General features: G+C 63.1%; 24 protein-coding genes. 6 read left to right on the top strand and 18 right to left on the bottom strand.

Going from position 1 to position 26,913, the window contains the following annotated elements; all coding sequences use genetic code 11:
* Nucleotides 1-11: 11 nt before the first annotated feature.
* Together C9990_RS01505 and C9990_RS01500 are read left to right on the top strand one after the other, a co-directional pair.
* On the top strand, nucleotides 12-1,391 hold the full coding sequence (locus C9990_RS01505; RefSeq protein ID WP_106802371.1) for a DUF2868 domain-containing protein: 1,380 nt from the start codon (nucleotides 12-14) through the stop codon (nucleotides 1,389-1,391).
* The gene (locus C9990_RS01500) at nucleotides 1,384-2,751 is read left to right on the top strand and encodes a DUF3482 domain-containing protein (RefSeq protein WP_106802370.1); all 1,368 of its coding nucleotides are present in this window, start codon (nucleotides 1,384-1,386) and stop codon (nucleotides 2,749-2,751) included. The genes C9990_RS01505 and C9990_RS01500 overlap by 8 nt, the downstream gene beginning before the upstream one ends.
* On the opposite strand, the gene C9990_RS01495 is transcribed toward C9990_RS01500, so the two are convergent.
* From C9990_RS01495 to C9990_RS01465, 7 genes are all read right to left on the bottom strand, one after another.
* Nucleotides 2,748-3,302, bottom strand: a complete 555-nt coding sequence (locus C9990_RS01495; RefSeq protein ID WP_106802369.1) for a phosphonate degradation HD-domain oxygenase — start codon at nucleotides 3,300-3,302, stop codon at nucleotides 2,748-2,750. The two genes, C9990_RS01500 and C9990_RS01495, sit on opposite strands and share 4 nt — an antisense overlap.
* Nucleotides 3,302-4,426 carry a TIGR03364 family FAD-dependent oxidoreductase gene (locus C9990_RS01490; protein WP_106802368.1) on the bottom strand — a complete coding sequence of 375 codons (1,125 nt, stop codon included), beginning with the start codon at nucleotides 4,424-4,426 and terminating at the stop codon, nucleotides 3,302-3,304. Before C9990_RS01490 ends, C9990_RS01495 begins: the two co-directional genes overlap by 1 nt.
* Before the next feature lie 126 nt (nucleotides 4,427-4,552).
* On the bottom strand, nucleotides 4,553-5,566 hold the full coding sequence (locus C9990_RS01485) for a putative 2-aminoethylphosphonate ABC transporter substrate-binding protein (protein ID WP_106802367.1): 1,014 nt from the start codon (nucleotides 5,564-5,566) through the stop codon (nucleotides 4,553-4,555).
* A 23-nt stretch (nucleotides 5,567-5,589) separates the two neighbouring features.
* A complete protein-coding gene (locus tag C9990_RS01480; protein ID WP_106802366.1) occupies nucleotides 5,590-7,302 on the bottom strand; it encodes a putative 2-aminoethylphosphonate ABC transporter permease subunit in 1,713 nt (570 codons plus the stop codon).
* Between the two features lies 1 nt (nucleotide 7,303).
* A complete protein-coding gene (locus C9990_RS01475; protein WP_106802365.1) occupies nucleotides 7,304-8,368 on the bottom strand; it encodes a putative 2-aminoethylphosphonate ABC transporter ATP-binding protein in 1,065 nt (354 codons plus the stop codon).
* Nucleotides 8,369-8,617: 249 nt separating this feature from the next.
* Complete coding sequence (locus C9990_RS01470) at nucleotides 8,618-9,481, bottom strand: LysR family transcriptional regulator (RefSeq protein ID WP_106802364.1); 864 nt, start codon at nucleotides 9,479-9,481, stop codon at nucleotides 8,618-8,620.
* 16 nt (nucleotides 9,482-9,497) lie between these two features.
* Nucleotides 9,498-11,768: a heavy metal translocating P-type ATPase gene (locus C9990_RS01465; RefSeq protein ID WP_106802363.1), complete on the bottom strand. Its 2,271-nt coding sequence runs from the start codon at nucleotides 11,766-11,768 to the stop codon at nucleotides 9,498-9,500.
* Nucleotides 11,769-11,852: 84 nt separating this feature from the next.
* On the opposite strand from C9990_RS01465, the gene cadR reads away from it, so the two are divergent.
* On the top strand, nucleotides 11,853-12,293 hold the full coding sequence (gene cadR, locus C9990_RS01460) for a Cd(II)/Pb(II)-responsive transcriptional regulator (RefSeq protein ID WP_065902224.1): 441 nt from the start codon (nucleotides 11,853-11,855) through the stop codon (nucleotides 12,291-12,293).
* 129 nt (nucleotides 12,294-12,422) lie between these two features.
* Here the strand turns inward: cadR and C9990_RS01455 are convergent, their stop codons facing one another.
* The 3 genes from C9990_RS01455 to C9990_RS01445 all read right to left on the bottom strand — a co-directional run bounded on the left by C9990_RS01455 (nucleotide 12,423) and on the right by C9990_RS01445 (nucleotide 14,967).
* A complete protein-coding gene (locus C9990_RS01455; protein WP_010207295.1) occupies nucleotides 12,423-13,256 on the bottom strand; it encodes a thymidylate synthase in 834 nt (277 codons plus the stop codon).
* A gap of 51 nt (nucleotides 13,257-13,307) precedes the next feature.
* The gene (gene lgt, locus C9990_RS01450; RefSeq protein WP_065902226.1) at nucleotides 13,308-14,120 is read right to left on the bottom strand and encodes a prolipoprotein diacylglyceryl transferase; all 813 of its coding nucleotides are present in this window, start codon (nucleotides 14,118-14,120) and stop codon (nucleotides 13,308-13,310) included.
* 64 nt (nucleotides 14,121-14,184) lie between these two features.
* Complete coding sequence (locus tag C9990_RS01445) at nucleotides 14,185-14,967, bottom strand: sulfite exporter TauE/SafE family protein (protein WP_065902229.1); 783 nt, start codon at nucleotides 14,965-14,967, stop codon at nucleotides 14,185-14,187.
* A gap of 121 nt (nucleotides 14,968-15,088) precedes the next feature.
* Between C9990_RS01445 and C9990_RS01440 the strand changes: the two genes are divergently transcribed.
* Entirely contained in the window at nucleotides 15,089-15,835 is a 747-nt protein-coding gene (locus C9990_RS01440) for an NRDE family protein (protein ID WP_106802362.1), read from the top strand.
* A gap of 86 nt (nucleotides 15,836-15,921) precedes the next feature.
* On the opposite strand, the gene ptsP is transcribed toward C9990_RS01440, so the two are convergent.
* Together ptsP and C9990_RS01430 are read right to left on the bottom strand one after the other, a co-directional pair.
* Nucleotides 15,922-18,201, bottom strand: coding sequence for a phosphoenolpyruvate--protein phosphotransferase (gene ptsP / locus C9990_RS01435; RefSeq protein WP_065902236.1), 2,280 nt, complete (start codon nucleotides 18,199-18,201; stop codon nucleotides 15,922-15,924).
* A 22-nt stretch (nucleotides 18,202-18,223) separates the two neighbouring features.
* Nucleotides 18,224-18,703: an RNA pyrophosphohydrolase gene (locus C9990_RS01430; protein ID WP_003176750.1), complete on the bottom strand. Its 480-nt coding sequence runs from the start codon at nucleotides 18,701-18,703 to the stop codon at nucleotides 18,224-18,226.
* Between the two features lie 143 nt (nucleotides 18,704-18,846).
* Here C9990_RS01430 and C9990_RS01425 point away from each other — a divergent pair, with 143 nt between their 5' ends.
* Entirely contained in the window at nucleotides 18,847-19,503 is a 657-nt protein-coding gene (locus C9990_RS01425; RefSeq protein WP_065902238.1) for an HAD family phosphatase, read from the top strand.
* Nucleotides 19,504-19,678: 175 nt separating this feature from the next.
* On the opposite strand, the gene C9990_RS01420 is transcribed toward C9990_RS01425, so the two are convergent.
* Nucleotides 19,679-20,092, bottom strand: coding sequence for a DUF2269 family protein (locus C9990_RS01420; protein WP_106802361.1), 414 nt, complete (start codon nucleotides 20,090-20,092; stop codon nucleotides 19,679-19,681).
* 41 nt (nucleotides 20,093-20,133) lie between these two features.
* Nucleotides 20,134-21,648 carry a threonine ammonia-lyase, biosynthetic gene (ilvA, locus tag C9990_RS01415; protein ID WP_065902242.1) on the bottom strand — a complete coding sequence of 505 codons (1,515 nt, stop codon included), beginning with the start codon at nucleotides 21,646-21,648 and terminating at the stop codon, nucleotides 20,134-20,136.
* A 136-nt stretch (nucleotides 21,649-21,784) separates the two neighbouring features.
* Between ilvA and rpiA the strand changes: the two genes are divergently transcribed.
* Entirely contained in the window at nucleotides 21,785-22,456 is a 672-nt protein-coding gene (gene rpiA / locus C9990_RS01410; protein ID WP_065902245.1) for a ribose-5-phosphate isomerase RpiA, read from the top strand.
* 117 nt (nucleotides 22,457-22,573) lie between these two features.
* Here the strand turns inward: rpiA and C9990_RS01405 are convergent, their stop codons facing one another.
* The 4 genes from C9990_RS01405 to C9990_RS01390 form a co-directional block, all read right to left on the bottom strand.
* Nucleotides 22,574-23,488: an SdiA-regulated domain-containing protein gene (locus tag C9990_RS01405; protein ID WP_106802360.1), complete on the bottom strand. Its 915-nt coding sequence runs from the start codon at nucleotides 23,486-23,488 to the stop codon at nucleotides 22,574-22,576.
* Nucleotides 23,489-23,608: 120 nt separating this feature from the next.
* Nucleotides 23,609-24,535, bottom strand: coding sequence for an SdiA-regulated domain-containing protein (locus C9990_RS01400; protein WP_065902248.1), 927 nt, complete (start codon nucleotides 24,533-24,535; stop codon nucleotides 23,609-23,611).
* Between the two features lie 242 nt (nucleotides 24,536-24,777).
* A complete protein-coding gene (locus tag C9990_RS01395) occupies nucleotides 24,778-25,443 on the bottom strand; it encodes a fumarylacetoacetate hydrolase family protein (RefSeq protein WP_065902254.1) in 666 nt (221 codons plus the stop codon).
* Between the two features lie 21 nt (nucleotides 25,444-25,464).
* Nucleotides 25,465-26,859: an FAD-binding oxidoreductase gene (locus C9990_RS01390; protein ID WP_065902256.1), complete on the bottom strand. Its 1,395-nt coding sequence runs from the start codon at nucleotides 26,857-26,859 to the stop codon at nucleotides 25,465-25,467.
* Nucleotides 26,860-26,913 lie beyond the last annotated feature (54 nt).

Genomic DNA, 26,913 nt, shown 5'->3' with positions numbered 1-26,913 from the left:
CAGGACGGCGCGTGACTGCACTGAACCCCCTGCAAAAACTCTGGCTGACAGAAACCGTGCGCCTGCGGGAAGAACACGCCGGCCCCCTGGAAGACCTGGAAGCCAATCGCCTGGCCCGCACCGCCGGTGGCGACCTGCCGACACGCATCCAGCAGCGTGCCTTGCACCTGGCCGAGCGCGATGGGCTCACGGCCGCCCTCACCCGCTGGCTGCAAGGCGCGCGCCTGGCGCTGGTGCTGCTGGCCATCGTCGCGGTGATCAGCGGCGCCGGGCTGGCCTTTGCTGCATTGGGCAACGGCCTGACCCCGGTGAATGTGTTCTGGGCGCTCGGCAGCCTGCTCGGCTTGAACCTGATCCTGCTGCTGAGCTGGGCGCTGGGCCTGCTGTTTGCCGGCGAACACAGCGCCAGCCTCGGCCGCCTGTGGTTGTGGCTCAGCGAAAAACTCGCGCGTGATGCCAAGGCCGCCCAACTGGCGCCGGCATTGCTGCTGTTGCTGCAACGGCAAAAGCTCAATCGCTGGGCCGTGGGTGTGCTGGTCAACAGCCTGTGGCTGTTGGCGTTGCTCAGTGCCCTGGTGATTCTTCTTACGCTACTCGCCACCCGCCGCTACGGCTTTGTGTGGGAAACCACCATCCTTGGTGCCGACACCTTTGTTGCCGTGACCCAGGCCCTCGGCACCCTGCCCGCCCTGCTCGGCTTCAATGTCCCGAGCATCGAGATGATCCGCGCCAGCGGCGATGCCGCGCTGAATATCGAAAGCGCTCGCCAGGCCTGGGCCGCCTGGCTGGTGGGCGTGCTGCTGGTCTATGGCCTGCTGCCCCGGCTGATCCTCGCCCTGCTGTGCCTGTGGCGCTGGAAACGCGGGCGCGCCGCGCTGCGCCTGGACCTCAACCTGCCCGGCTACAGCCAACTGCGCGAACGCCTGATGCCGAGCAGTGAACGGCTTGGGGTCAACGACGCTGCGCCCGAACAATTGCATCACGCCACCGGCGGCGTCAGTGAACTGGAAAGCGACGGCGCGTTGCTGGTGGCCATCGAGCTGGATGACCAGCACCCCTGGCCGCCGAAACTGCCGGCCCGCGTGAAGAACGCCGGCATCCTCGACAGCCGCGAATCGCGCAACAAACTGCTGGAGCAGCTCAGCCGCTTCCCGCCGGCACGCCTGGCCATCGCCTGCGACCCACGCCGCTCGCCCGACCGTGGCAGCCTGGCGCTGATCGCCGAACTTGCGCGCAGCGCCACCGCCACCCGTGTATGGCTGCTGCAGGCCCCGCCTGGCCAGGCGCTGGACGCAGAGCGCCTGGGTGATTGGCATGCCGCGCTGCACCAACTCGAGCTGCCCTTCGCCGACTGCGCGCCGCTGAACTGGCTGGAGACCGGTCATGACTAAACCGCTGAAACTCGCCGTGGTCGGCCACACCAATGTCGGCAAGACCTCCTTGCTGCGCACCCTCACCCGGGATGTCGGCTTCGGCGAAGTCTCCCATCGCCCCAGCACCACGCGGCATGTGGAGGGTGCGCGCTTGTCGGTGGACGGCGAAGCCTTGCTGGAGCTGTACGACACGCCCGGCCTGGAAGACGCCATTGCCCTGCTCGACTACCTGGAGCGCCTGGATCGCCCCGGCGAACGCCTCGACGGCCCGGCACGCCTGGCGCGCTTCCTGGAGGGCAGCGAAGCCCGCCAGCGCTTCGAACAGGAGGCCAAGGTGCTGCGCCAACTGCTGGCCTCGGACGCCGGCCTGTATGTGATCGACGCCCGCGAGCCGGTGTTGGCCAAGTACCGCGACGAGCTGCAAGTGCTGGCCAGCTGCGGCAAGCCGTTGCTGCCGGTACTCAACTTCGTCAGCAGCAGTGACCACCGCGAGCCGGACTGGCGTGAAGCCCTGGCGCGCCTCGGCCTGCATGCGCTGGTACGGTTCGACAGCGTCGCGCCGCCGGAAGACGGCGAGCGGCGCCTGTATGAAAGCCTCGCCCTGCTATTGGAAAACGCCCGTCCGCAACTGGAGCGGTTGATTCTTGACCAGCAAGCCCAACGCCAGGCCCGCCAGCAAAGCGCCGCGCGATTGATTGCCGAGCTGTTGATCGACTGTGCCGCGTGTCGACGCAGCGTGGTCACCGAAGACGAACAGCAGGCCATCGTGGAATTGCGCAAAGCCGTACGCCAGCGTGAGCAAAAGTGCGTCGAGGCGTTGCTCAAGCTGTTCGGCTTTCGCCCACAGGACGCCGCCGCCAGTGATTTGCCGCTGCTGGACGGCCGCTGGGGCGATGACCTGTTCAACCCGGAAACCCTCAAGCAGCTCGGCGTGCGCGTCGGCGGCGGGATTGCGGCAGGCGCGGCCGCGGGTGCCGGCGTGGACCTGCTGGTCGGCGGCCTGACCCTCGGCGCCGCCGCCATCGCCGGTGCCATTGCTGGCGGCGCGCTGCAGACCGCGCGCAGCTATGGCAGCCGCCTGCTCGGCAAGATCAAGGGCCAGCGCGAGCTGACAGTCGACGACAGCGTGCTGCGCCTGCTGGCCCTGCGCCAACGCCAATTGCTCAAGGCCCTTAACCTGCGCGGCCATGCGGCGATGCACAGCATCAAAGTCGATACGCCCCAGGACAAGACCTGGCGCGAAGGCAAGTTGCCGGATGCGCTGCACAAGGCTCGCGCCCATCCACAATGGTCATCCCTCAACCCGCACGCCAAACTCAGCCAGGCCGAGCGCCAGGAACAAATCGAGGCCCTGGCCCAGCGTCTCGACGAGACTTAAGCCGCCAGCAGCTGCCGAGCCTTGGCCTTGAGCACGTCGAGGTCGAGCACCGGCATGTGCATTTCCTTGGCCTGCTCGTCCCAGTGGCGCAGGCGCAGGCTGACCTGGCACAGCGGATCCTGCTCGAAGGCCCGGGCCTCCTCGGCTGTCATGACCCCGCCCTGGTAACCCAGGGTGCGCCGGCTGGCTTCGCTCAAGCGCGCGTAGTAGTCCGGCTGGCTGAAGGTCAGGTAACGCTTGGCCTGCACGTGGTACTCCACCAACCGGGCCATGCGTTCGCTGAAGCCCGCGCGGCGCAGGTAATCCGCCCCCAGCCGCTCGTGGCTGACCACGCCGTACCCGCCCATGTTCTCGGCGCCCTGGCCGCACAGGTGGCCGATATCGTGGAAGAACGCCGCCAACACCACTTCATCGTCAAAGCCTTCGGCCATGGCCAACTGCGCCGCCTGGGACATGTGCTCGATCTGCGACACCGGCTCGCCAATGTAATCCGCCGTGCCGTGCTGTTCGTACAAGCCGAAGACGTCGGCTATCGCCTGTTCCGGGTTCATCACGCCTCTCCCCACAGTGTGGTGATATTTCGCTCGGCCAGCGCCGGCCCCACGCTCATGCCCACGCCGGTGTGCATCAGCGCCGCACTCACGCCCGGCGCCGCGCGCAGGAAGGAAAACGGCCCCGGCCCACGAGCACCGTAGACGCCCTGCCAGCGCTCGACCACCTGGATCTTGCACCCCAGCGTCTGCCCTGCCAACTCGATCATCCAGTCATCCACCTGCTCGGCATTGAACGGCGAGGCGTCGCTGCCGTAGTGGTGGGAGTCACCGATGATCAGCTCGCCATGCGGCGTCGGACTGATCAGCAAATGAATGCCGTGTTCGTGCAGGTGCGGCGTTTCGCGCAGGATCTGGGCCTGCACCGGCGCGGCTTCCGGCAGGTCGGCGAAGGCACCGTAGTGCACGCAACTAAGGCCGGTGAGCAGCGCGTGTTGCAGGTTCAGGTTGACCGCCGGGCGCGCACGCAACATTTGCAGCCTGCAGATGCTCGGGTTGAGTTCGGCGATCGATTCGGCCAGCAGGGTCTGGTAGTCGTGGCCGGAGCAAACGATGATCTGCTCACCGCGAAAGCTGCCCGCCGTGGTGTGCACTTGGCCCGGCTCGACGTCGCGCACCAGCGTGGAGAAATAGAACTCCACGTTCAGCTCTTGCGCCAGGTAGCTGATCAGCGCCGGGATCGCTTCACGCGAATACAGCTGCTGATCGTCCTTGCCATGCAGCGCGGCACGGTGATGACGGAACTGGCCGCCGTACAGATCCTTCATGGCGGCGCCTTGCAACAGCTCGACGTTGTAGCCGTGCTCTGCAGCGCGGCCAGCGCAAAAGGCTTCCAGCAGATGCTCCTCCGCTTCGGTGCGGGCGAACAGGTAAGAGCCGTTACGCTTGAGCTGCAGACCTGCCCGCTCAGCCCATTGCCCCCAGATAGCACGGCTTTCCCGGGCCAGGTCAAGCATCGGCCCCGGCGGTTGGCCGGTGACCAGTGCCTGGCCGAAGTTGCGCACCGAGGCACCCAGCGGCGTGGCGCTGCGCTCGAAGACCTTGACCTTGAGGCCGCGCTTGGCCGCAGCGTAGGCGTGGGACAGGCCGAGGATGCCGGCGCCGATGATCAGCAGTTGTGTCATGAAGACCTCTCGTTCCCGCGCTCCGCGTGGGAATGCATCCTGTGACGCACTGCGTCACGACTGCAAAAGCGGACGCAGAGCGTCCAGAGCCGCATTCCCACGCAGAGCGTGGGAATGATCAGGGGGTTATTGTTTTTCCGACTTGCCGTCATAGCGCTTGCGCCATTCGGTCAGGATGCTGTCGCGGTTTTTCGACGCCCAGGCGAAGTCGTTCTTGATCAGGCGCTGCTCGTAGTCGGCCGGCAACTCGGTCTGCGGCTTGGCAATACCCGGCTGGGCGAGCACGGCGAAGTTGTCCTTGTACAGGTCCATCGCCGCTGCGCTGGCGGAGAAGTCGGCGAGCTTTTTAGCCGCGTCGGCGTGGGCAGTCCCCTTGATCACCGCCGTGGCTTCAATGTCCCAGCCCAGGCCTTCTTTCGGCAGGATGATGTCCAGCGGCGCGCCCTGGCGCTTCAACTGCACGGCCGGGTATTCGAAGGAAATGCCGATCGGGAACTCGCCCGAGGCCGCCAGCTTGCACGGCTTGGAACCGGAGTGAACGTACTGGCCAATGTTCTGGTGCAGGTCGTCCATGTACTGCCAGCCCTGCTTCTCGCCGAAGGTCTGCAGCCAGGCGCTCACATCCAGGAAGCCGGTGCCGGACGACGCCGGGTTAGGCATGACGATCTTGCCCTTGTACTCGGGCTTGGTCAGGTCCTGCCAGCTCACCGGCTTGGTCAGCCCCTGCTTCTGGGCCTCGACGGTGTTGAAGCAGATGGTCGCGGCCCACACGTCCATGCCGACCCAGGCGGGCGGGTTGGCAGCGTCGCGGTAATTCTTGCCGATCTTGTCCAGGTCCTTCGGCGCGTAGTTGTCCAGCATGCCCTGCTGGTCGAGGATCGCCAGGCTGGAGGCCGCCAGGCCCCACACTACGTCGGCTTGCGGGCGATCTTTCTCGGCCAGCAGCTTGGCCGTGATGATGCCGGTGGAGTCGCGCACCCATTTGATTTCGACGTCGGGGTTGGCCTTTTCGAACGCCTGCTTATAGGTCTTCAACTGCTCGGCTTCGAGGGCCGTGTACACGGTCAGCTCGGTCTTGGCGAAGGCATTCAGGCTGAATGCAGTGAGTACGGCAGCGACCAGCGCCAGGGGCTTGAACATGGAGCACCTCCTTCAGGGATGTTTTATTGGCCCGGCGCGCTTTGGCGCCAGGCTTGGGAGCGGCGCAGCGCGCCACGTGAAGCCCACGCCAGCAGCAGCGAGACGCCGGCCGAGGTGAACAGGATCAGGGTCGACATGGCAGCGGCGCCGCCCACGTTGCCGGCGTCGTCCATGTTCAACACGGCGACGGCGGCGAGGATGGTGTCGGGGCTGTAGAGGAAGATCGCGGCCGACACGGTGGTCATCGCCGACACAAACAGGTAACGCACGATGTCCAGCAGCGCCGGCAGGCAGATCGGCACCGTCACGCGCAGGTAGTGGCGGTACAGCGGCGCCTTGAGCGACAGCGCGGCCGCTTCGAACTCGGCGTCGAGCTGGCGCAGCGCGGTGGTGGCGGTCATCTGTGCAGTGGTCAAATAGTGAGCAATGGTGCACACCACCAACAACGTCATCGTCCCGTAGAACACATGCAACGGGTTGCCGTTGAGATTGAAAAAGAACACGTAGCCCAGGCCCAGCACCAGCCCCGGCACGGCCATCGGCACAAAGCTGAGCATGCGCAGCGCCAGGTTCAGGCCTTTCTGGCCCTTGGTCTTTTCCATCAGGTAGGCGCCGGTGAAAATCAGCACGCTGCCGATCAACGCGGTGCACAGGGCCATCGTCAGGCTGTTGCGATAGGCCAGCCAGCCGCCGCCGGCCGTGTCTTCGAACTGGTAGTGGTTGAGCGACAGCGACAGGTTGTACGGCCAGAACTTCACCAGCGACGAATACACCGCCATGCCGAACACCAGCAGCAACACCGCGCAGATCAGCAGCACGATGGCCAGGTAGCAGCCGTCTCTGGTGCGCGACGGCGCCGGCCGGAAGACCTGGGCGCGGCCGCTCATGGAATCGCCATGACGACGGCGCAACCAGGCATCCACGCCAAAGCTGAACAGCGCCGGCAGCAGTAACACCATGCCGATCAATGCACCGCGACCGAATTGCTGCTGGCCGACTACCGCCTTGTAGGCCTCCAGCGCCAGCACCTGGTAATCGCCGCCGACCACCACGGGCACGCCGAAGTCGGTGATGGTCAGGGTGAACACCAGGCAGAACGCGGCGAACACCGCCTGGCGCGTGGCCGGCCAGGTGATACTGCGAAACGCTCGTGCCGGGCTGGCGCCCATGCTTGAGGCTGCATCAAACAGTCGCGCGTCCGCCAGGGAAAGCGCTGACAGCAGGATCATCAAGGCGTGTGGGAAGGTGTAGATCACCTCACCGAGCACAATGCCCCAGAAGCCGTAGATATTGTCCGAGAGCATCCCGCGCAGCATGCCCTGGTTGCCGAACAGATAGACCAGCGCAATGCCCGGTAGCATCGACGGCGCCATCAACGGCAGCAACGACAGGCCACGCCAAATAGCCTTGCCGGGAATCAAGGTGCGTTGCAGCGCGTAGGCAAACAGGTAGGCCAGCGGTACGACAATGGCCGCCACGCTGAGGGACACCTTCAGGCTATTGCCCAGCAGCCAGTGGAAGTTATCGCTGGTGACCAATTCCCGCGCCGCGACCAGGCCACCGCCCTGCCCGGCCTCGCTGCTGAAGCCGCGCCAGAAGATCGCCAGCAACGGCAGCAACACGGCGATGCCCAGCAGTAACAGCCACACCAGTTTGCCGCCGACCACGAAAATGCGGTCGCCCCGTTCGGCGTGGGACACCTGTCGCGCGGTGGGCAGAGTCATCACGGCCGCCATCTCAGGCAAACACCTGCAGGCTGCGGGGCGGCAACGCCACCCAGATGTCCTGGGCGCCCAGGCGCGGCATGGCTTCCGGGGCGAGTTCGGCGAGCAGCGGATGACCGGGCAGTTGCTCCAGCTCAAAGCTCATGCGGCAGCGATTGCCGAGGAAGGTGATCTCGCGGACCTTGGCCGGGAACAGGTTTTCTTCATGCACCGGCGGATTCACATTGATCGCTTCCGGGCGGCAGAACAAACGGCCGGAGCGGGCCACGCCGGCATCATCGGCCAGGCGCATGTTCATCCCGCCCACCTGGGCATGGCTGACACTGTTGCGGCTGAAGGGCAGCCAATTGCCCTGGCCGACAAACTCCGCCACAAACGGCGTGGCCGGGCGGTCGTAGATTTCCTGCGGCGTGGCGTATTGCTCGACCTTGCCGTTGTTCATCACGGCGATGCGGTCGGCCATCAGCATGGCTTCGTCCTGGTTGTGGGTGACCATCAGCGTGGTGATGCCCAGGCGCCGCTGCAGCTGACGCAACTCGGTGCACAAATGCTCGCGCACACGGGCGTCGAGGGCCGACATCGGCTCGTCCAGCAGCAGCAACGACGGCGCGGGCGCCAGCGCACGGGCCAGGGCGACGCGTTGCTGTTGACCACCGGAGAGTTGGCCGGGGTACTTTTTTTCACTGCCGACCAGGCCGACCAATTCGAGCATCTGGCCGACGCGCTTGCGCACTTCATCGCGGCCACTGCCGGTGAGGCCGTAGCCGATATTCGCTTCGACGGTCAGGTTGGGGAACAACGCGTAGGACTGGAACAGAATGCCGTAGTCCCGCGCCTGGGGTGGCAGCAGGGAAACGTCGCGGCTGCCCAGGTAAAGTTCGCCGCTGTCCTGGCGTTCCAGGCCGGCGATGCAGCGCAGCAAGGTCGTCTTGCCGCAGCCGGACGGGCCCAGCAGGCACACCAGCTCGCCGGCGGCGACGTCCAGGGACACGTTGTCCAGCGCGGTAAAGGCGCCGAAGCGTTTCTGGATACCGCGCACCTTCATCGGTGCGCCGGGTTGGGTCAGGGCTGTGTTCATGCAAGGCACCTCATCAAACGGATGAAGGCCATGCTAGGCAGCCAATGCGTCCCTCGTGTGGCAGAAAGGCAAAAGGGAGTGATAGTGGTATTGGTGGATTTGGGTAGGCCTCATAGGGATGCGTCGCCGGCTGTAGCGCTTTCGCGGGTAAGCCCGCTCCCACATTTGGACCTCATTCTCATGTTGGAACTCGGTCAACCGTGGGAGCGGGCTTGCCCGCGGAGAGGCCCGTCAACCCCACCCAAAAACTCAGAGCGGCGACATTTCCTGCGCCAACCCCAGAAACGCCGCTGGTAGGCGAGCCGATTTTCTTTCCTTGAGGCAGTACAAATACTCCGGAATCTGCGGCGCATTCTCGATAGTCAGCACCCGCAGCTGCGGGTCATGGGGCACTTCCTGGCGGGCAATGATGCTGATACCAATATTGCGCAGCACCGCCTCGCGGATCGACTCACGGCTACCGATTTCCAGCAATGGCCCGTAACTCACGCCCGCGCCTTGCAGCATCTCTTCGGTCAGCCGCCGCGTGGTCGAGCCCGCTTCGCGCATCAACAAGGTGTGCCCGGCCAACACCGTCAGCGGCACATGATCAAGCTTGGCCAGCGGATGGTTGCGGTGTACCGCCAGCACCAGCGGGTCGGTGCCCAGTACGCGGCGGATCAGGCGCGGGTCTTCCAGCAGTTGCGAGGAGGCGGCGACATCGACGCGGTAATCGTCGAGCGCTTCGAGCACTTGCTGGGAGTTGCCGATTTCCACTGACACCTCCACCTGAGGCAGGCGTTCGCGAAAGGCTTTGACCAGGTCGAGAATGTAGTACGGCGCGGTGGCGGCAATCCTCAGCGCGCCCTGGACCTGGCCGCTGTTGCGCAGGAAAAACTCGATGTCGGCTTCCTGCTGCAACAACGCCTTGACCATCGGCAGCAAGCGCGCGCCCTCGTCACTGACAGTGAGGCGGCGCCCGCCGCGGTAGAACAGCTCGACGCCGTACTGGCTTTCCAGGTTACGAATCTGGGTAGTGACCGTGGGCTGGCTCAGGCCGAGTTTTTTCGCCGCCTGGGTAATGCTGCCCAGGCGGGCGACCATGAAAAACGCCTTCAACTCGGCACTCAGCACACCACCCTCTCATCGTCTATTTGCGCAACAGGCGCAGGCCATTGAACACCACCAGCAGGGCCACGCCCATGTCGGCGAACACCGCCATCCACATGGTGGCCAGCCCCAGGAAGGTGACCACCAGGAAGATCGCCTTGATCACCAGCGCCAGGGTGATGTTCTGCCTGAGGATACTCGACGTTTGCCGGGAGAGCCGAATGAAAGCCGGAATCTTGCGCAAATCATCGTCCATCAACGCCACGTCGGCGGTCTCGATGGCGGTATCGGTGCCCGCTGCCGCCATGGCAAAACCGATCTCGGCGCGCGCCAGGGCCGGGGCGTCGTTGATGCCATCACCGACCATGCCGACCCGATGACCCTGGCCATACAGGGTTTCGATGGCTTGCAGCTTGTCGGTGGGCAGCAGGTCGCCCTGGGCCTGATCGATGCCGACCTGGGCCGCGATGGCCTGGGCGGTGTGGGTGTTGTCGCCGGTAAGCATCAGGGTCTTGATACCCAGCGCGTGCAGCTGCTGGATGGCTTCACGGCTGCTGTCCTTGACCGTGTCGGCCACGGCGAACAGCGCCAGCGGGCCGGATTTGTCGAGCAGCAGCACCACGGACTTGCCTTGTTTTTCCAGGGCGAAGAGTTTTTCTTCCAGCTCCGGCGAGCACAGGCCCAGGTCTTCGACCAGGCGGTGGTTGCCCAAGTGGTAGGTCTGGCCATTGATATCGCCGCGTACCCCACGGCCGGCCAGGGCCTCGAAGTTATCCACAGGGTGGCTCGGCAGGTTTTTATCCACCGCCGCGTTGGCAATCGCCCGCGACACCGGGTGGTCGGAACGCCCGGCCAAACTGGCGGCCAGCGCCGGGGCACTGACCTCGACGTTAGGGAACAGCGCCAGGTAATCGGTTTGCACCGGCTTGCCGTGGGTGATCGTGCCGGTCTTGTCGAGGGCCAGGTAGTCAAGTTTGTAACCGCCCTCCAGGTACACGCCGCCCTTGATCAGGATACCTTTGCGCGCCGCTGCCGCCAGGCCACTGACGATCGTCACCGGGGTGGAGATCACCAAAGCACAGGGGCACGCCACGACCAGCAGCACCAGTGCGCGGTAGATCCAGTCGAACCAGGCGCCGGCCATGAACAGCGGCGGGACCAGCGCCACGCCCAGAGCAAACAGGAATACCGCCGGGGTGTAGACCTTCGAGAAGCTGTCGACAAACCGCTGGGTCGGCGCGCGTGCGCCCTGGGCCTGTTCCACCGCGTGGATGATCCGCGCCAGCGTGGATTGATTGGCCGCTGCGGTGACCTTGTACTCCAGCGAACCGGCCTGGTTGATGGTGCCGGCGAACAATTTGTCGCCCACGGTCTTTTCAATCGGCAGGCTTTCACCGGTGATCGGCGCCTGGTCGATGGTGGATTGGCCAGCGGTGACTTCACCGTCGAGGCCGATGCGCTCGCCGGGCTTTACCCGCACGATCGCGCCAAGATCGATACTTTTAACCTCTAGTTCCAGCCAGCTGCCATCGGCCTGTTGCACGGTGGCCTGTTCCGGAGTCATTTGCATCAAGCCACTGATGGCGTTGCGCGCACGGTCCAGGGACTTGGCTTCGATCAACTCGGCCACGGTGAACAGGAACATCACCATCGCCGCTTCTGGCCACTGGCCAATCAACACCGCACCGGTCACCGCGATGCTCATCAAGGCGTTGATGTTCAAGTTGAGGTTTTTCAGGGCAATCCAGCCCTTTTTATAGGTGGTCAGGCCGCCGCTGAGGATCGAGACCAGCGCCACCACGGCAATCACCCAGGTCGGCGCGGCATGGGTGAAGTGCAGCACTTCGGCGGCCAGCGCGCCGACGCCGGACACCGCCAGCGGCCACCAATGTTTCTTGGCGGGCGGCGCGGCGGCCGGGGCACCTTCTTCGATGGGGTCGGCCTGCATGCCGATGGATTTGATGGCGTCGATGATCGGCGTGGTGCTCGACAGATCGTGGGTGACGCCAAGGATCCGGTTGATGAGGTTGAATTCCAGCTGCTGCACGCCGGCGAGCTTGCCCAGTTTGTTCTGGATCAGCGTCTGCTCGGTGGGGCAGTCCATGGCTTCGATGCGGAAGGTACTCAGGCGCGAACCGGCAGTCGGCGCCTCGCTCAGTTGCACCAGCGCAGGCGCGGGTGCGGGTGCGCCGGAGCAGCAGGAACCGCCGTGGCCGTGGTCGTGCACGGGGGTGAGTTTCTTCGGGCCATGATCATGATCATGGTCATGCTTGTGGTCGTGCTTATGCGGGGTGTGCAGGGAATCGCTCATCAGGTCGCGTCCGTAAGGTGCCTGTTGCCAAGTAAAGACCCTGTAGCCACTATAGGGTCAAGCACCCATTTGGAGATTGCTGCGATGAAGATCGGCGAACTGGCCAAACTGACCGACTGCCCGGTGGAAACCATCCGTTATTACGAGAAGGAAGGCCTGCTGCCGCCGCCGGCGCGCACCGAGGCCAACTACCGCGTGTACACCCAGGCGCACAGCGAGCGGCTGGTCTTTATCCGCAACTGCCGCAGCCTCGACATGACCCTCGAGGAAATCCGCAGCCTGCTGGGGCTGCGCGACAGCCCACAGGACCAGTGCGAAAGCGTGAATGCGTTGATCGACGAGCATATCCACCACGTGAAAGCGCGGATCGACGGGCTGTTGGCGCTGCAGGAACAACTGCTGGACCTGCGCCAGCGCTGTGGCGGCGGGCCAGAATGCGGGATATTGCAGCGGCTGGAGGTCAGCGGAAGCGTGCTGGCCAGCGAGGCCGAGCCTTCACACGTGGGCCGAAGCCACGGGCATTAACTCAAGCGAACACAGAACCCAATGTGGGAGCTGGCTTGCCTGCGATAGCGGTGTGTCAGCACCCGATAGGTGACTGATATACCGCTATCGCAGGCAAGCCAGCTCCCACAGTTCAGACCAAGGCAGTTTTTAAATGGCGACGTCAGCCTTGATGCTCGGATCAGCGTCGTAGCCCACGATCTCGAAGTCCTCGAACTTATAGTCGTAGATCGACGCAGGCTTACGCTTGATCACCAGCTCCGGCAGCTTCTTCGGCGTGCGCGCGAGCTGGGTGCGGATCTGCTCCATGTGGTTGCTGTAGGCATGGGTGTCGCCGGTGGTGACAATGATCTCGTGCGGGATCAGGTCGCACTGCTGGGCCAGCATATGGGTCAGCAACGCCAGTGCGGCAGTGTTGTACGGCAGGCCGAGGAACACGTCGGAGCTGCGAATATACAGCTGCATCGACAGATGACCGTCATGCACGAACGCCTGGTACAGCAAGTGGCACGGCGGCAGGGCTTGCTTGCCGTTGCGCGCGTTTTCCTGCGGGCTCTTGGTTTCGTCGGGCAGGTACTCGACGTTCCAGCCGTGGAACAGGATGCGGCGGCTGTTGGGGTTGGTCTTGAGCGTGTGGACCATGTAGTCGATCTGGTTAATCGTGCCGCCGTCCTTGGTCGGCCAGGCGGTCCACTGCTCGCCGTACACCGGGCCCAGGTCGCCGTCTTCGGTGGCCCATTCGTCCCAGATACGCACGCCGTTTTCGTTCAGCCACTTGATGTTGGTGTTGCCGCTCAACATCCAGATCAATTCGTTGGCGATGCTTTTGAAGTGAAGCTTCTTGGTGGTCAGCAGCGGGAAGCCGTCGGCCAAGTTATGCCGATACTGACGGGCGAACACGGCCTTGGTGCCGGTGCCGGTGCGATCGCCCTTGGTCAGGCCATTGGTCACGACGTCGTTCAGTAGTTCGAGATATTGCTTCATGTGTTTACCCGTATCGTTGAAGCCGAGACCTCCTGGCCCCGGCGTTCGAATTTAAAGCGCGGTGTTCTTGATCGGCTGTGGACGGTTGTAGGCCCACCACAACAGGCCCAGGCCGCCGAGGATCATCGGCAGGCTGAGGATCTGGCCCATGGTCACCCAGCCCCACGCCAGGTAGCCCAGCTGCGCATCCGGCACGCGCACGAACTCGACGATGAAACGGAAGATCCCATAGAACAGCGCGAACATCCCCGACACTGCCATGGTTGGGCGTGGCTTGCGCGAGAAGATGTACAGAATGAGGAACAGTGCCACACCTTCCAGGGCGAACTGGTACAGCTGCGACGGATGGCGCGGCAGTTGCGCCGGGTCGCTGAACGGTGGGAACACCATGGCCCACGGCACGTCGGTCGGCTTGCCCCACAGTTCGGCATTGATGAAGTTGCCAATCCGCCCGGCGCCCAGGCCGATCGGCACCATCGGCGCGACGAAGTCCATCAGCTGGAAGAACGACTTGCCATTGCGACGGCCGAACCACCAGGCGGCGATCATCACACCGATGAACCCACCGTGGAACGCCATGCCGCCCTTCCACACTTCAAAGATCAGCGTCGGGTTGGCGATGTACGCCGACAGATCGTAGAACAGCACATACCCCAGTCGCCCGCCGACGATGACGCCCATCGACAGCCAGAACACCATGTCGGAGAGCTTCTCCTTGGTCCAGGTCGGGTCGAAACGGTTCAGGCGGCGGGAGGCCAGCAGCCAGGCCCCGCCGATGCCGATCAGGTACATCAACCCGTACCAGTGGATTTTCAGCGGACCGATGGCCAGGGCCACCGGGTCGATCTGCGGGTAAGGCAGCATTGCGACTCCTCGTTAATCATTCGATAGTGCGACCGGACCATGCCCGTGCGCGATTAAGCCTGCGTTACAACAAAAAGTTTAAACCGACGCAAAACAACAATCCGGCGAACAGCCGCTTGAGCAAACGCGGCGACAACCGATGTGCCAGGCGTGCGCCGAAGCGGGCGAACACCATGCTGGTCAGGGCGATGCCCAGCAGCGCCGGCAAATACACGAACCCTAGACTATGAGCGGGCAAGAGCGGGTCATGCCAGCCCAGAATCATGAAACTTAATGCACTGGCCACGGCAATCGGCAGGCCACAGGCCGATGAAGTGGCCACCGCCTGCTGCATCGGCACGCTGCGCCAGGTCAAGAACGGCACGGTCAGCGAGCCGCCGCCAATCCCGAAAATCGCCGAGGCCCAGCCGATCACCGAGCCGGCTACGGTCAGGCCGACCTTGCCCGGCACCGTGCGGCTGGCCTTGGGCTTGACCTCCAGGGCCAGTTGCACGGCCACCAGCAGGGCAAACACCCCAATGATCTTCTGCAGATGCGGGCCGGAAATCGCCTCGGCGGTCAGCGCACCAAAACCGGCGCCGATCAGGATGCCCAAGGTCATCCACAGGAAGATCGGCCAACGCACCGCGCCACGCCGGTGGTGCTCACGCACGGCATTCACCGAGGTGAAGATAATCGTCGCCAGGGACGTGCCCACGGCCAGGTGCGTCAGCACCTGCGGGTCGAAGCCCTGCAAGGTAAAGCTGAACACCAGCACCGGCACGATGATGATCCCGCCGCCCACGCCAAACAGCCCGGCGAGCACGCCCGCACAGGCGCCGAGTAGCAAATACAGGAGAAATTCCATGGGAGCCCCCAAACCAAGTCCGGCATGTTAACGGATGGAAGGCATGCGACCCAACTGGATACGATGGAACGCCGCTGCCTGTATGGGTAGAGTGGCTAAAAACACAAAAGGGAATCGCCTGATGTGCCTGATTGTTTTCGCCTGGCGGCCGGGCCACGCCCAACCGCTGATCGTCGCGGCCAACCGCGATGAGTTCTACGCCCGCCCCAGCCTGCCGCTGGCCCAGTGGCCGGATGCGCCAGCTATCTACGCCGGCCGCGACCAGGAAGCGGGTGGCACCTGGCTAGGGGTCAATGCCGATGGGCGGTTTGCCGCCCTGACCAATATCCGCGACCCGCATCAGCCGCCGGCACGCAAATCGCGCGGCGAACTGGTGTCGCGTTTTCTCAGCGGATCGCTGCCGATTGACCAATATCTGGCCGACGTTAACGGACGTTCGATTGAATATGCCGGCTTCAACCTGCTGGTGGGCACGCGGGATGCGTTGTGGCATTACAACGCCAACCACACCGAGCCGACGCAGTTGAAGGCTGGGATTTATGGATTATCCAACGCAGGACTGGACACGCCGTGGCCCAAGTTGCTCAAGGCCAAGGCAGCACTGAGCGAGTTGCTGGACGATCCGCAGCCGGAGGCCTTGCTGGCAATCTTGAGCGACCCGCAGACCGCGCCGTTTGCCGACTTGCCGGATACCGGCGTGGGACTGGCGACCGAGAGCCTGTTGTCGAGCGTGTTTATTGCGAGTCCCAGCTACGGGACAAGGGCGAGTACGGCGTTGATTGTGAATGCCGACGGCACGCGGCGGATGGTGGAGCGCAGTTTCGGCCCGCACGGGGGACGTTTGGGTGAGGTGGAACTGAGTATTTGACGGCGCCTGGATTGGCGCCATCGCCGGCAAGCCGGCTCCTACAGGGGAATGCATTCCAACGGTAGGAGCTGGCTTGCCAGCGATGTCTAGAGGGTCTTGGCAGAAGCCGGGTTGATCATCCGCGTCAGCCCCAGGTTCTTCAGCGCCAACTGCAGCGAACTGTGGATAACTTGCGGGTTGTCGATGGTCATCAACTCCGCCAGCAGGTCCTTGGCCATGCTCAGTTCGACTTGGCGCAGCATCCACTTCACCTTCGGCAGGTTGGTGGCGTTCATCGACAGGCTGTCAAAGCCCATCGCCATCAACAGCACCGCCGCCGCCGGGTCGCCGGCCATTTCACCGCAGATACTCACCGGCTTGCCTTCGGCATGGGCGTCGCGCACCACGTGCTGCAGGGCTTGCAGCACCGCCGGGTGCAGGTAGTCGTAGAGGTCGGCCACCCGTGGGTTGTTACGGTCCACGGCCAGCAGGTACTGGGTCAGGTCATTGGAGCCCACCGACAGGAAGTCCACCTGGCGCGCCAGCTCCTTGGCCTGGTACACCGCTGCCGGAATCTCGATCATCACGCCGATCGGCGGCATCGGCACGTCGGCGCCTTCGTCGCGCACTTCGCCCCAGGCACGGTGGATCAGGTGCAGGGCCTCTTCCAGCTCATGGGTGCCGGAGATCATCGGCAGCAGAATGCGCAGGTTGTTCAGGCCCTCGCTGGCCTTGAGCATGGCGCGGGTCTGCACCAGGAAGATTTCAGGATGGTCGAGGGTGACGCGGATACCGCGCCAGCCGAGGAAGGGGTTGTCTTCCTTGATCGGGAAATACGACAGTGACTTGTCGCCGCCGATGTCCAGGCTGCGCATCGTCACCGGTAACGGGTGGAAGGCGGACAGTTGCTCGCGATAAATCGCCAGCTGCTCCTTCTCACTCGGGAAACGCTGGTTGATCATGAACGGCACTTCGGTGCGGTACAGCCCCACACCTTCAGCACCGCGCTGCTGCGCACGGGCCACATCGGCGAGCAGGCCGGTGTTGACCAGCAGCGGCACGCGGTGGCCATCGAGGGTCACGCACGGCAACTCGCGCAACGAGTCGAGGCCCAGCGCCAGTTGTTTCTCTTCCTCGACCACCTCGGCGTATTGCTTGCGCAGCACTTCGCTGGGGTTGGTGAAGACTTCACCGCGATGGCCATCGACGATCATGTCGATGCCGTCGACCTTGGAATACGGCAGGTCCACCAGGCCCATCACCGTCGGGATGCCCATGGCCCGGGCCAGGATCGCGACGTGGGAGTTACCCGAACCCAGTACCGAGACCAGGCCCACCAACTTGCCTTCCGGCACTTCGCCGAGCATGGTCGCGGTCAGTTCTTCACTGATCAGGATGGTGTTGTCTGGGTAGACCAGGTTGGTGGTGCGGTCTTCCTGCAGGTAGGCCAGCAGACGGCGACCGAGGTCACGCACATCCGAGGCCCGTTCGCGCAGGTAGGCGTCGTCCATCAATTCGAAACGGTTGACGTGATCGGTGACCACCTGGCGCAGCGCGCCCTGGGCCCACTGGCCGGTCTTGATCACTGTCTTGACTTCGTTACCCAGGGACGCGTCGTCGAGCATCATCTGGTACACGTCGAACAGCGCGCGTTCTTCAGGGCGCAACTGCGTGGCCAGCTTGGTCGACAGGTTGCGCATGTCGGCGCGCACGCCTTCCAGGGCAGTCTTGAACAGTTTGATTTCAGCGTCGATGTCATCGACGGTCTTGTCCGGCACCACATCCAGGTCGGCCGGCGGCAGCATGACCACGGCGGTACCGACCGCCGCACCCGGCGAACCCGGCACGCCGACGAACTTGGCTTCCTGGATGCCCTTGCCCTGGCGCCCCAGGCCGCGAATCGAGCCGGTGGCCTCGGCGTGGGCAATAACCCCGGCGAGCTGCGCGCTCATGGTCACGAGGAAGGCTTCTTCACCTTCGTCGAACTGGCGGCGTTCTTTTTGCTGGATGACCAACACGCCGACAACGCGGCGGTGGTGAATGATCGGTGCGCCGAGGAACGAGGCGTAGCGCTCTTCGCCGGTTTCGGCAAAGTAGCGATAACGCGGGTGATCGGCGGCGTTTTCAAGGTTCAGGGGTTCTTCACGCGTCCCCACCAGGCCCACCAGACCTTCATTGGGCGCCATGCTGACCTTGCCGATGGAGCGCTTGTTCAAGCCCTCGGTGGCCATCAGCACAAAACGGTTGGTCTCGGGGTCCAGCAGGTAAACCGAGCAGACCTGGCTGCCCATGGCTTCCTTGACGCGCAACACAATAATCCCCAACGCCGCCTTGAGATCCTTGGCGGAGTTAACTTCCTGGACGATCTTGCGCAGCGTATTGAGCATGGCTCGGGGTCGAACTCCGTCGTCAGTCGCGCGCTAAAAGGCGCGGGGCAAGCTCTTTGAGAGCGCGACGATAAACCTCGCGCTTGAATGTCACCACCTGGCCCAACGGGTACCAATAGCTGACCCAGCGCCAGCCATCGAACTCCGGTTTACCGGTCAAATCCATCCGCACCCGCTGCTCGTTGGAGATCAGGCGCAGGAGAAACCATTTCTGCTTCTGGCCGATGCACAGCGGTTGGCTGTGGGTACGCACCAGGCGTTGCGGCAAACGATAGCGCAACCAGCCACGGGTACAGGCCAGAATTTGCACATCTTCGCGCTCAAGGCCGACTTCTTCATTCAACTCACGGTACAAGGCGTCTTCAGGGGTTTCATCGGGGTTGATTCCGCCTTGAGGAAACTGCCAGGCATCTTGGTTGATTCGGCGAGCCCATAGCACCTGTCCGGCATCATTCGTAAGAATAATCCCGACATTAGGACGGAAACCATCGGGGTCGATCACGGCAACAACCTCGCAAACGCATGTCGCCGCATTGTTCCACAAAGGTTGCTGAAGCGGCAACGAGGCTTCTTACCTTATGTGCACTCTTGTGAAAAGACCGTATTCTGGACGCCTTTTTACAGACTTTTCAGCGAGTAACTGCAATGCGCCTGGCTTTATTCGACTTGGACAACACCCTTCTCGGCGGTGACAGCGACCACGCCTGGGGCGATTACCTGTGCGAGCGCGGGATTCTCGACCCGGTGGCCTACAAGGCCCGCAACGACGAGTTCTACCAGGATTACCTGGCCGGCAAGCTGGACAACGCTGCCTACCTGAACTTCTGCCTGGAAATCCTCGGCCGTACCGAGATGGCCCAGTTGCAGGAATGGCACAACGACTATATGCGCGACTGCATCGAGCCGATCATCCTGCCGCTGGCCGTAGAGCTGCTGGCCAGGCACCGCGCCGCCGGTGACAAGTTGGTGATCATTACCGCCACCAACCGCTTCGTCACTGCGCCGATTGCCGCACGCCTGGGCGTGGAAACCCTGATCGCCACCGAATGCGAGATGGAAAACGGCCGCTACACCGGGCGCAGCACCGATGTGCCGTGCTTTCGCGAAGGCAAGGTGACGCGCCTGAATCGCTGGCTGGAAGAAACCGGGTACACCCTGCAAGACAGCTACTTCTATAGCGACTCGATGAATGACCTGCCGCTGCTGGAGCAGGTGACGCATCCGGTGGCAGTGGATCCGGATCCGAATCTGCGCGCTGAAGCCGAGAAGCGCGGCTGGCCAGTCATCACCCTGCGCAACTGATACCCCTGTGGTGAGCGGGCTTGCACCCGCGTTGGGCTGCGAAGCGGCCCTGAACTGGCTACCCGGTTTGATCAGGAAAACAGCTGTGCCTGCATCGGGGCTGCTTCGCAGCCCAACGCGGGGCAAGCCCGCTCACCACAAAAAGGCCTACTTGTCAGAGTAACCGCCTGGAGCCCTAGACCGGCTTGGCCCCCATCAACCCCGCAATCGCCACGAACCCCACCAGGCTGACCACCGCCAGCACCAGGGTGAAATTCAAACTGCCGCCCTCGCCTTTGCGCAGGCGATTGAGCCGTGCCACCAACCAGAACCAGGCCAGCGCCGCCACGGTATAGAGAATGCTGGAGCCCAGGATCCAGGTCTGCCCCAGTGGCCAGCCGATCAGGTGCACCAGCCACCAGCCGGTGAATGGCATGCTCAGCAGGCAAATCCCCATCAACAACCATACGAACGCCCACGGGCGCTGCACGGTCACCGCCGGGCCGGCGCTGCGTTTGCGCCAGGCCAGCAACGCCAGGCCGAGGCCGCTGAGCAGCAGCAGGACCGTGGCGGTGATGTGGATAACTTTCAGGGTGGTCAGGGTTTCCATGTCTCGTCTTCCTTAAAGGCCGCCCCCATCAGCGTAGTCGCTCAACCGAGGAACAGTTTGTAGGCCGGGTTATCACTTTCATCCCAGTACGGGTAGCCGATCGCTTCAAGCGCTGCCGGCACCAGGTGACGCTCGTCCGCCGGAACCTGCAGGCCGGCGACCACACGGCCGTCTGCTGCGCCGTGGTTGCGATAGTGGAACATCGAGATGTTCCAGCGCCCGCCCAATTTGTTAAGAAAGTTGAACAAGGCCCCCGGACGCTCCGGGAATTCAAAGCGCAGCACCACTTCATCACTGACCTGGGCCGCATGCCCGCCGACCATGTGGCGAATGTGCAACTTGGCCAGTTCGTTCTCGGTCAGGTCCAGCACCGGGAAGCCTTTGCTGGTAAGACTGGCGATCAGCGCGCTGCGCGGGTCGTTTTCCGGATGCGTCTGCACGCCAACGAAGATGTGCGCCTCGCTGCCGGAGTGGTAGCGGTAGTTGAATTCGGTGATCTGGCGCTTGCCCACAGCCTCGCAGAACGCCTTGAAGCTGCCCGGCTTCTCGGGAATGGTCACGGCGATGATGGCTTCACGGCCTTCACCCAGCTCGGCGCGCTCGGCCACATGGCGCAGGCGGTCGAAGTTGACGTTGGCGCCGGAGTCGATGGCCACCAGGGTCTGCCCGGTGACGCCACGGGTCTCCACGTACTTCTTGATCCCCGCCACGCCCAGCGCGCCCGCCGGCTCGGTGATGGAACGGGTGTCGTCGTAGATATCCTTGATCGCCGCGCAGATTTCATCCGTGCTGACGGTGATCACTTCATCTACGTAGTCTTTGCAGATGTCGAAGGTGTGCTGGCCGATCTGCGCCACCGCCACGCCGTCGGCAAAGATGCCCACGGTCGGCAAGACCACGCGCTCACCCGCGGCCATGGCGGCCTGCAGGCAGTTGGAGTCGTCCGGCTCGACGCCGATGATCTTGATTTCCGGGCGCAGGTATTTCACGTACGCCGCGATGCCGGCGATCAGCCCGCCGCCGCCCACCGGCACGAAAATCGCGTCCAGCGGCCCCGGGTGCTGGCGCAGGATTTCCATCGCCACGGTGCCCTGCCCGGCAATGGTGTGCGGATCATCGTAGGGGTGGATGTAGACGTAGCCTTTTTCGTCGACCAGTTTCAGCGAGTAGGCCAGGGCTTCCGGAAAGGAATCACCGTGCAGCACCACTTTGCCGCCCCGCGAGCGCACGCCTTCGACCTTGATTTCCGGAGTGGTCTTGGGCATCACGATAGTCGCCTTGACCCCCAGCACCTTGGCCGCCAGGGCCAGGCCCTGGGCATGGTTGCCCGCCGACGCGGTGACCACGCCACGCGCGCGCTCCTCGGCCGTCAGTTGGGTCAGCTTGTTGTAGGCGCCGCGAATCTTGAACGAGAACACCGGCTGCAGGTCTTCGCGCTTGAGCCAGACCTTGTTGCCAAGGCGCTCGGAAAGCTGGCGGGCGGTCTGCAGCGGGGTTTCTACGGCAACGTCGTAGACGCGCGAGGTGAGGATCTTTTTGACGTACTGTTCAAGCATCGGCAGGCATCACTGGGCGGGTTGGGCAGGGCCAAGGAGTCTAACCCAGCGTTTGGCCGGGAGACCACACGAATCCCAAGGTTTGTTGGGGTATACTCGCGCCCCTCTTTTACTCCCCGCCCGTTCCGGAGCCCGCATGACCCAGGATCAACTCAAACAGGCAGTGGCCCAGGCCGCCGTCGATTTAATCCTTCCCAAACTCGACGACAAGAGCATCGTCGGTGTCGGCACCGGCTCCACTGCCAACTGCTTCATCGATGCACTGGCCCAGCACAAGGGCGCGTTCGATGGCGCCGTGGCCAGCTCCGAAGCCACCGCCGCTCGCCTCAAGGGCCATGGCATTCCGGTGTACGAGCTCAACACCGTGAGCGACCTGGAGTTCTACGTCGACGGCGCCGATGAAAGCGACGCGCACCTGAACCTGATCAAGGGCGGCGGTGCGGCCCTGACCCGCGAGAAGATCGTCGCGGCCGTGGCCAAGACCTTCATCTGCATCGCCGACGCCAGCAAGCTGGTGCCGGTACTCGGCGCGTTCCCGCTGCCGGTGGAAGTGATCCCGATGGCCCGCAGCCACGTGGCCCGCGAGCTGGTGAAGCTGGGCGGCGACCCGGTGTACCGCGAAGGCGTGTTGACCGACAACGGCAACATCATCCTCGACGTGTTCAACATGCAGATCACCAACCCGGTGGAGCTGGAGACGCAGATCAATGCAATCGTCGGCGTGGTCACCAATGGCCTGTTCGCCGCGCGCCCAGCCGATGTACTGCTGCTGGGCACCCCCGAGGGCGTGAAAACCCTCAAGGCCTGACGCGTTACTCAATGTGGGAGCGGGCTTGCTCGCGAAAGCAGTGTGTCAGTGAAAGATTCTTCAACTGCACCACCGCTTTCGCGAGCAAGCCCGCTCCCACATTGGTCCTGCGGTACTTCAGGGAAGGGGTTTCTTGAACACGTAGAACAGGTTCGGCTCGCTGACCAGGTACAACGTGCCCTCGTCATCCATGGCGATCCCCTCGGCCTGCGGCACCCGCTTCTTCAGGCCATGGCGCCCGTTGAGCAGCGACAGGCTGCTCAGCGGGCGACCGTCGATATCCAGCTCCAACACCAGGAACGACTCATCCGAGAGCGCCAGCAAGTGACCGCTGCGCTCGTCGTATTGCAGGCTCGACAGGTCGCGCACAAACAGCCCGGCGTCACGCTTGGGGTTGTTGATCACATGCACCGAGTAGGTTTTTTCCGGTTTGAAATGCGGGAAGCCGTGGACCTCATAGATCAGCATCGGGTCGCGCTCCTTGGCCACGAACAGGCGCTTGCCGACAGAATCGTAGGCCAGCCCCTCGAAGCCCTTGTTGCCACCCACATGCAAGCCCAGGGTCATCTGTTCCGCATCGGCGGCGTCGAGGAATTTGGTGTCGTCATCCACATGCACCTTGATCAGGCGCTGCTGGCGCTCGTCGCTGATGACATAGATGTTGTCACTGATGAACTCCACCGCCTCGGCATCGCCAAATCCCACCAACGGGATACGCCGCAAAATCTTGCCTTGAAGGGACAGCTCGATCAGCTCGGCATTTTTATTGGTGACGGTAAACAGGCTTTTGCGCAGCGGATCGTAGGTGAGGGCCGAGACGTCGTCGTCGAGCCCGTCGATAACCTGGGCTTCCAGGACCACCCGGTAATCGGCCAGGCCGATCGAGCGCTCATCGGTCGGCTGGCGCCAGGCCTGCCAGTTGAACCAGGCGCGCTCGAACAGACGAAAATGCTGCGCAACGGCCCCGGCACTGATCAGGGCGATCAGCGCGAGCACGAAGAATAGAGGTTTGGGACGGGCAAGTCGGCGCATCGGGCGAGCTCAAAGTCAAAAGTGGCGAATGAATATCACGCCTGTCTGAATTTAAACTTAAACGCACCCCGGTGTCTGGCGAATGCCGCTGATAGAGAAATATCCGACGTAATTTGTCTGCTATTTCTGTTTTTCGAAACGATAAAACAGATTTGGCTCACTGACCATGTACAACGTGCCGTCCTCGTCCATGGTCACCCCCTCCGCCCGTGGAATGGTTTTCTTCAGCCCGTTGAAACCGCCGAGCAGGGTCATGAAGCTGACTTGCTCGCCCTTTTCATCCAGCTCCAGCAACAGGTGGGAGTCGGCCGAGAGCACCAGCAAGTGCCCGGTACGCGGGTCGATAGCCAGGGCCGAGAGGTTGCGCATGTCCAACTCTTTACTCGCCAGCTTTTGCTTATCGCCCGTCAGGGTCTGGCTGCCATCGCTTTTCCAGGTGAACAACGCCGGCGGACGCTCTTCGCCCAGGATCAGCTGCTGGTTGCGCTTGTCCCAGGTGATGCCTTCGAAGGCCTTGTTCTGGTCTTTGGACGGGCCGAGGTCGTACGTCGGGAAATCGGCCTTGTTCAATTGCTGGGTGGTCGCGTCGACCTTGACGATGGTGAGCGTGTGCTGGCGCTCATCGACGACCGCCAGCAGGCCATTTTCCATCACTGTCACGCCTTCCGGATTGTCCCAGCCATTGAGCGGCATCTTGCGCAGCACATCGCCCTGCAGGCTCAGTTCGGCGAGGAAGGGGTTCTTGCCCATCACGGAAAACAGGGTTTTGGTCTGTGGGTTGTAGGAGACGTCCGAAGCTTCGTCCTTCTCCATGCCAGGCAACAACTTGCCATCGATCACCGCATGGTAATCCGGCAGCCACACACTCTCCTGGCGCTCGGCCGGGGTCTCAAAGCGTTCCAGCACCCACAGCAGGCCGCGATCGTCCCAGTGCATGGCCCAGGAAACGCCGTACACGATCGCCCCCGCCAGGAAAAGCCAGGAATACCAGCGCAAGGCAAAGCGAGAACGCGGCTTGGAAGTAGCAGAGGGCAGAGGCACGGCCATTGAACGCTTTTCCGGAAATTCAGCTTTAGGGATTAGCACAGGATCAACGGGCCCGCGCGCTGGAGGCTGAGGATTATCCGGATGGCGTGTGAAAAAAATGCAAAAACTTGAATTTCAGGCTCCCACAAACACTTGTGGGAGCCGGGCTTGCCCGCCATGACGGTGGGTCAATCAACACTCAAGCTGACTGACACACCGTCATCGCGGGCAAGCCCGGCTCCCACATTGTTGACCGCGCCTGGTTAGCGAACGCTGCTTTCGAAGCGGTTCACGCCGGTCAGTTCCAGCACCAGCTCATCACCGACATTCAACGGGCCGACGCCGGCAGGGGTGCCGGTGAGGATCACGTCGCCGGCCTGCAGCGAGAAGCAGCCGGCCATGTGCTGGATCATCGGGATGATCGGGTTGAGCATCTGCGAGCTGTTGCCATCCTGGCGCACTTCGCCATTGATGCTCAGGCGGATGCCGATATCGGTGACGTCCGGGAACGTGCTGCCGACCACAAACGGCGCGATCACCGCCGCGCCATCGAAGGACTTGGCGATTTCCCACGGCAGGCCCTTGGCTTTCAGCTCGGCCTGCTTGTCGCGCAGGGTCAGGTCCAGGGCCGGGGCGAAGCCGGAAATGGCGTCCAGCACCTCTTCGCGGCTGGGCTTGGTCGACAGGGGCTTGCCGATCAGCACCGCGATTTCGGCTTCGTAATGCACCGAACCGCGCTCGGTCGGAATGCTGAAACCGCCTTCAAGCGGTACCACGCAGCTGCCCGGCTTGATGAACAGCAGCGGCTCGGTCGGCACCGGGTTATCCAGTTCCTTGGCATGTTCGGCGTAGTTGCGCCCGATACACACCACTTTACCCACAGGAAAGTGGATGTTGGTGCCGTCGACATACTTGTGCTGGTAGCTCATGGAACGACTCCTTCAGGGCGATTAAACAGCGAAGATCTTGCCGGGGTTCATGATCCCGTTCGGGTCGAACACCGCCTTGACGGCCTTCATGTATTCGATTTCAACCGGCGAACGGCTGTAGGTCAGGTAGTCGCGCTTGGTCATGCCCACGCCATGCTCGGCGGAGATCGAGCCGTTGTACTTCTCGACGGTCTCGAACACCCACTTGTTGACGGTGGCGCACTTGGCGAAGAACTCATCCTTGCTGAGGTTTTCCGGCTTGAGGATGTTCAAGTGCAGGTTGCCGTCGCCGATGTGACCGAACCAGACGATTTCGAAGTCCGGGTAGTGTTCACCGACGATCGCATCAATTTCCTTCAAGAACGCCGGCACTTTGGAGACAGTCACCGAGATATCGTTCTTGTATGGGGTCCAATGCGAAATCGTCTCGGAGATGTACTCGCGCAGCTTCCACAGGTTGTGCAGCTGGGTTTCGCTCTGGCTCATCACGCCGTCCAGCACCCAGCCCTGCTCGACGCAATGCTCGAAGGTTTCCAGCGCATGGTTGGCGACTTCTTCGGTGGTGGCTTCAAATTCCAGCAACGCGTAGAACGGGCACTCGGTGTCGAACGGCGCCGGCACGTCGCCACGGCCCATGACCTTGGCCAGGGCCTTGTCGGAAAAGAATTCGAAGGCCGTCAGGTCCAGCTTGCTCTGGAACGCATGCAGTACCGGCATGATCGAGTCGAAATCGGTAGTACCGAGCACCATGGCGGTGAGGTTTTTCGGCGCCCGGTCCAGGCGCATGGTGGCTTCGACCACAAAGCCCAGGGTGCCTTCGGCGCCGATGAACAGCTGGCGCATGTCGTAGCCGGTGGCGTTCTTGATCAGGTCGCGGTTCAGCTCCAGTACGTCGCCCTTGCCGGTGACGACTTTCATGCCGGCCACCCAGTTACGGGTCATGCCGTAGCGAATGACCTTGATCCCGCCGGCATTGGTGCCGATATTGCCGCCAATCTGGCTGGAGCCGGACGACGCGAAGTCCACCGGGTAGTACAGGCCTTTCTCTTCGGCGGCGTTCTGCAATTGCTTGGTGACCACGCCCGGCTGGCACACGGCGGTGCGGTCGGTGAGGTTGAGGTCGAGGATCTGGTTCATGTAGTCGAACGACACCACCACCTCGCCATTCGCCGCCACGGCAGCGGCCGACAGCCCGGTACGACCACCGGACGGCACCAGCGCGACCTTGTGTGCATTGGCCCAACGAACGATAGCCTGCACCTGCTCGATGGTCTTGGGGAACACGATGGCGGTCGGCGCAGGGGCGAAGTGCTTGGTCCAATCCTTGCCGTAAGCCTCCAGGGAGTCGGCATCGGTCAGCACTTTGCCGGGCTCAACCAGGGTCTTTAGCTCATCAATCAGGGCAGGATGGGTCATCGACAGAACTCTCGAACAATTCATGGTCATCCTGAGAACGCTTCACGTCGCAGG

The sequence above is a fragment of the Pseudomonas sp. S5D5 genome (genome assembly GCF_003013355.1).
Classification (GTDB): domain Bacteria; phylum Pseudomonadota; class Gammaproteobacteria; order Pseudomonadales; family Pseudomonadaceae; genus Aquipseudomonas; species Aquipseudomonas aylmerensis.
The sequence above is the reverse complement of the archived record's forward strand: the minus strand, read 5'-3'. Positions and strand labels throughout refer to the sequence as shown.

Coding starts and splice junctions, on each gene's coding strand:
- C9990_RS01455 (WP_010207295.1), bottom strand. CDS start 13,256: ATGAAGCAATATCTCGAACTACTGAACGACGTCGTGACCAATGGCCTG.
- cadR (WP_065902224.1), top strand. CDS start 11,853: ATGAAGATCGGCGAACTGGCCAAACTGACCGACTGCCCGGTGGAAACC.
- C9990_RS01475 (WP_106802365.1), bottom strand. CDS start 8,368: ATGAACACAGCCCTGACCCAACCCGGCGCACCGATGAAGGTGCGCGGT.
- C9990_RS01490 (WP_106802368.1), bottom strand. CDS start 4,426: ATGACACAACTGCTGATCATCGGCGCCGGCATCCTCGGCCTGTCCCAC.
- C9990_RS01465 (WP_106802363.1), bottom strand. CDS start 11,768: ATGAGCGATTCCCTGCACACCCCGCATAAGCACGACCACAAGCATGAC.
- C9990_RS01495 (WP_106802369.1), bottom strand. CDS start 3,302: ATGAACCCGGAACAGGCGATAGCCGACGTCTTCGGCTTGTACGAACAG.
- C9990_RS01390 (WP_065902256.1), bottom strand. CDS start 26,859: ATGACCCATCCTGCCCTGATTGATGAGCTAAAGACCCTGGTTGAGCCC.
- C9990_RS01395 (WP_065902254.1), bottom strand. CDS start 25,443: ATGAGCTACCAGCACAAGTATGTCGACGGCACCAACATCCACTTTCCT.
- lgt (WP_065902226.1), bottom strand. CDS start 14,120: ATGCTGCCTTACCCGCAGATCGACCCGGTGGCCCTGGCCATCGGTCCG.
- C9990_RS01500 (WP_106802370.1), top strand. CDS start 1,384: ATGACTAAACCGCTGAAACTCGCCGTGGTCGGCCACACCAATGTCGGC.
- C9990_RS01480 (WP_106802366.1), bottom strand. CDS start 7,302: ATGGCGGCCGTGATGACTCTGCCCACCGCGCGACAGGTGTCCCACGCC.
- ptsP (WP_065902236.1), bottom strand. CDS start 18,201: ATGCTCAATACGCTGCGCAAGATCGTCCAGGAAGTTAACTCCGCCAAG.
- C9990_RS01420 (WP_106802361.1), bottom strand. CDS start 20,092: ATGGAAACCCTGACCACCCTGAAAGTTATCCACATCACCGCCACGGTC.
- ilvA (WP_065902242.1), bottom strand. CDS start 21,648: ATGCTTGAACAGTACGTCAAAAAGATCCTCACCTCGCGCGTCTACGAC.
- C9990_RS01400 (WP_065902248.1), bottom strand. CDS start 24,535: ATGGCCGTGCCTCTGCCCTCTGCTACTTCCAAGCCGCGTTCTCGCTTT.
- C9990_RS01445 (WP_065902229.1), bottom strand. CDS start 14,967: ATGGAATTTCTCCTGTATTTGCTACTCGGCGCCTGTGCGGGCGTGCTC.
- C9990_RS01440 (WP_106802362.1), top strand. CDS start 15,089: ATGTGCCTGATTGTTTTCGCCTGGCGGCCGGGCCACGCCCAACCGCTG.
- C9990_RS01485 (WP_106802367.1), bottom strand. CDS start 5,566: ATGTTCAAGCCCCTGGCGCTGGTCGCTGCCGTACTCACTGCATTCAGC.
- rpiA (WP_065902245.1), top strand. CDS start 21,785: ATGACCCAGGATCAACTCAAACAGGCAGTGGCCCAGGCCGCCGTCGAT.
- C9990_RS01425 (WP_065902238.1), top strand. CDS start 18,847: ATGCGCCTGGCTTTATTCGACTTGGACAACACCCTTCTCGGCGGTGAC.
- C9990_RS01405 (WP_106802360.1), bottom strand. CDS start 23,488: ATGCGCCGACTTGCCCGTCCCAAACCTCTATTCTTCGTGCTCGCGCTG.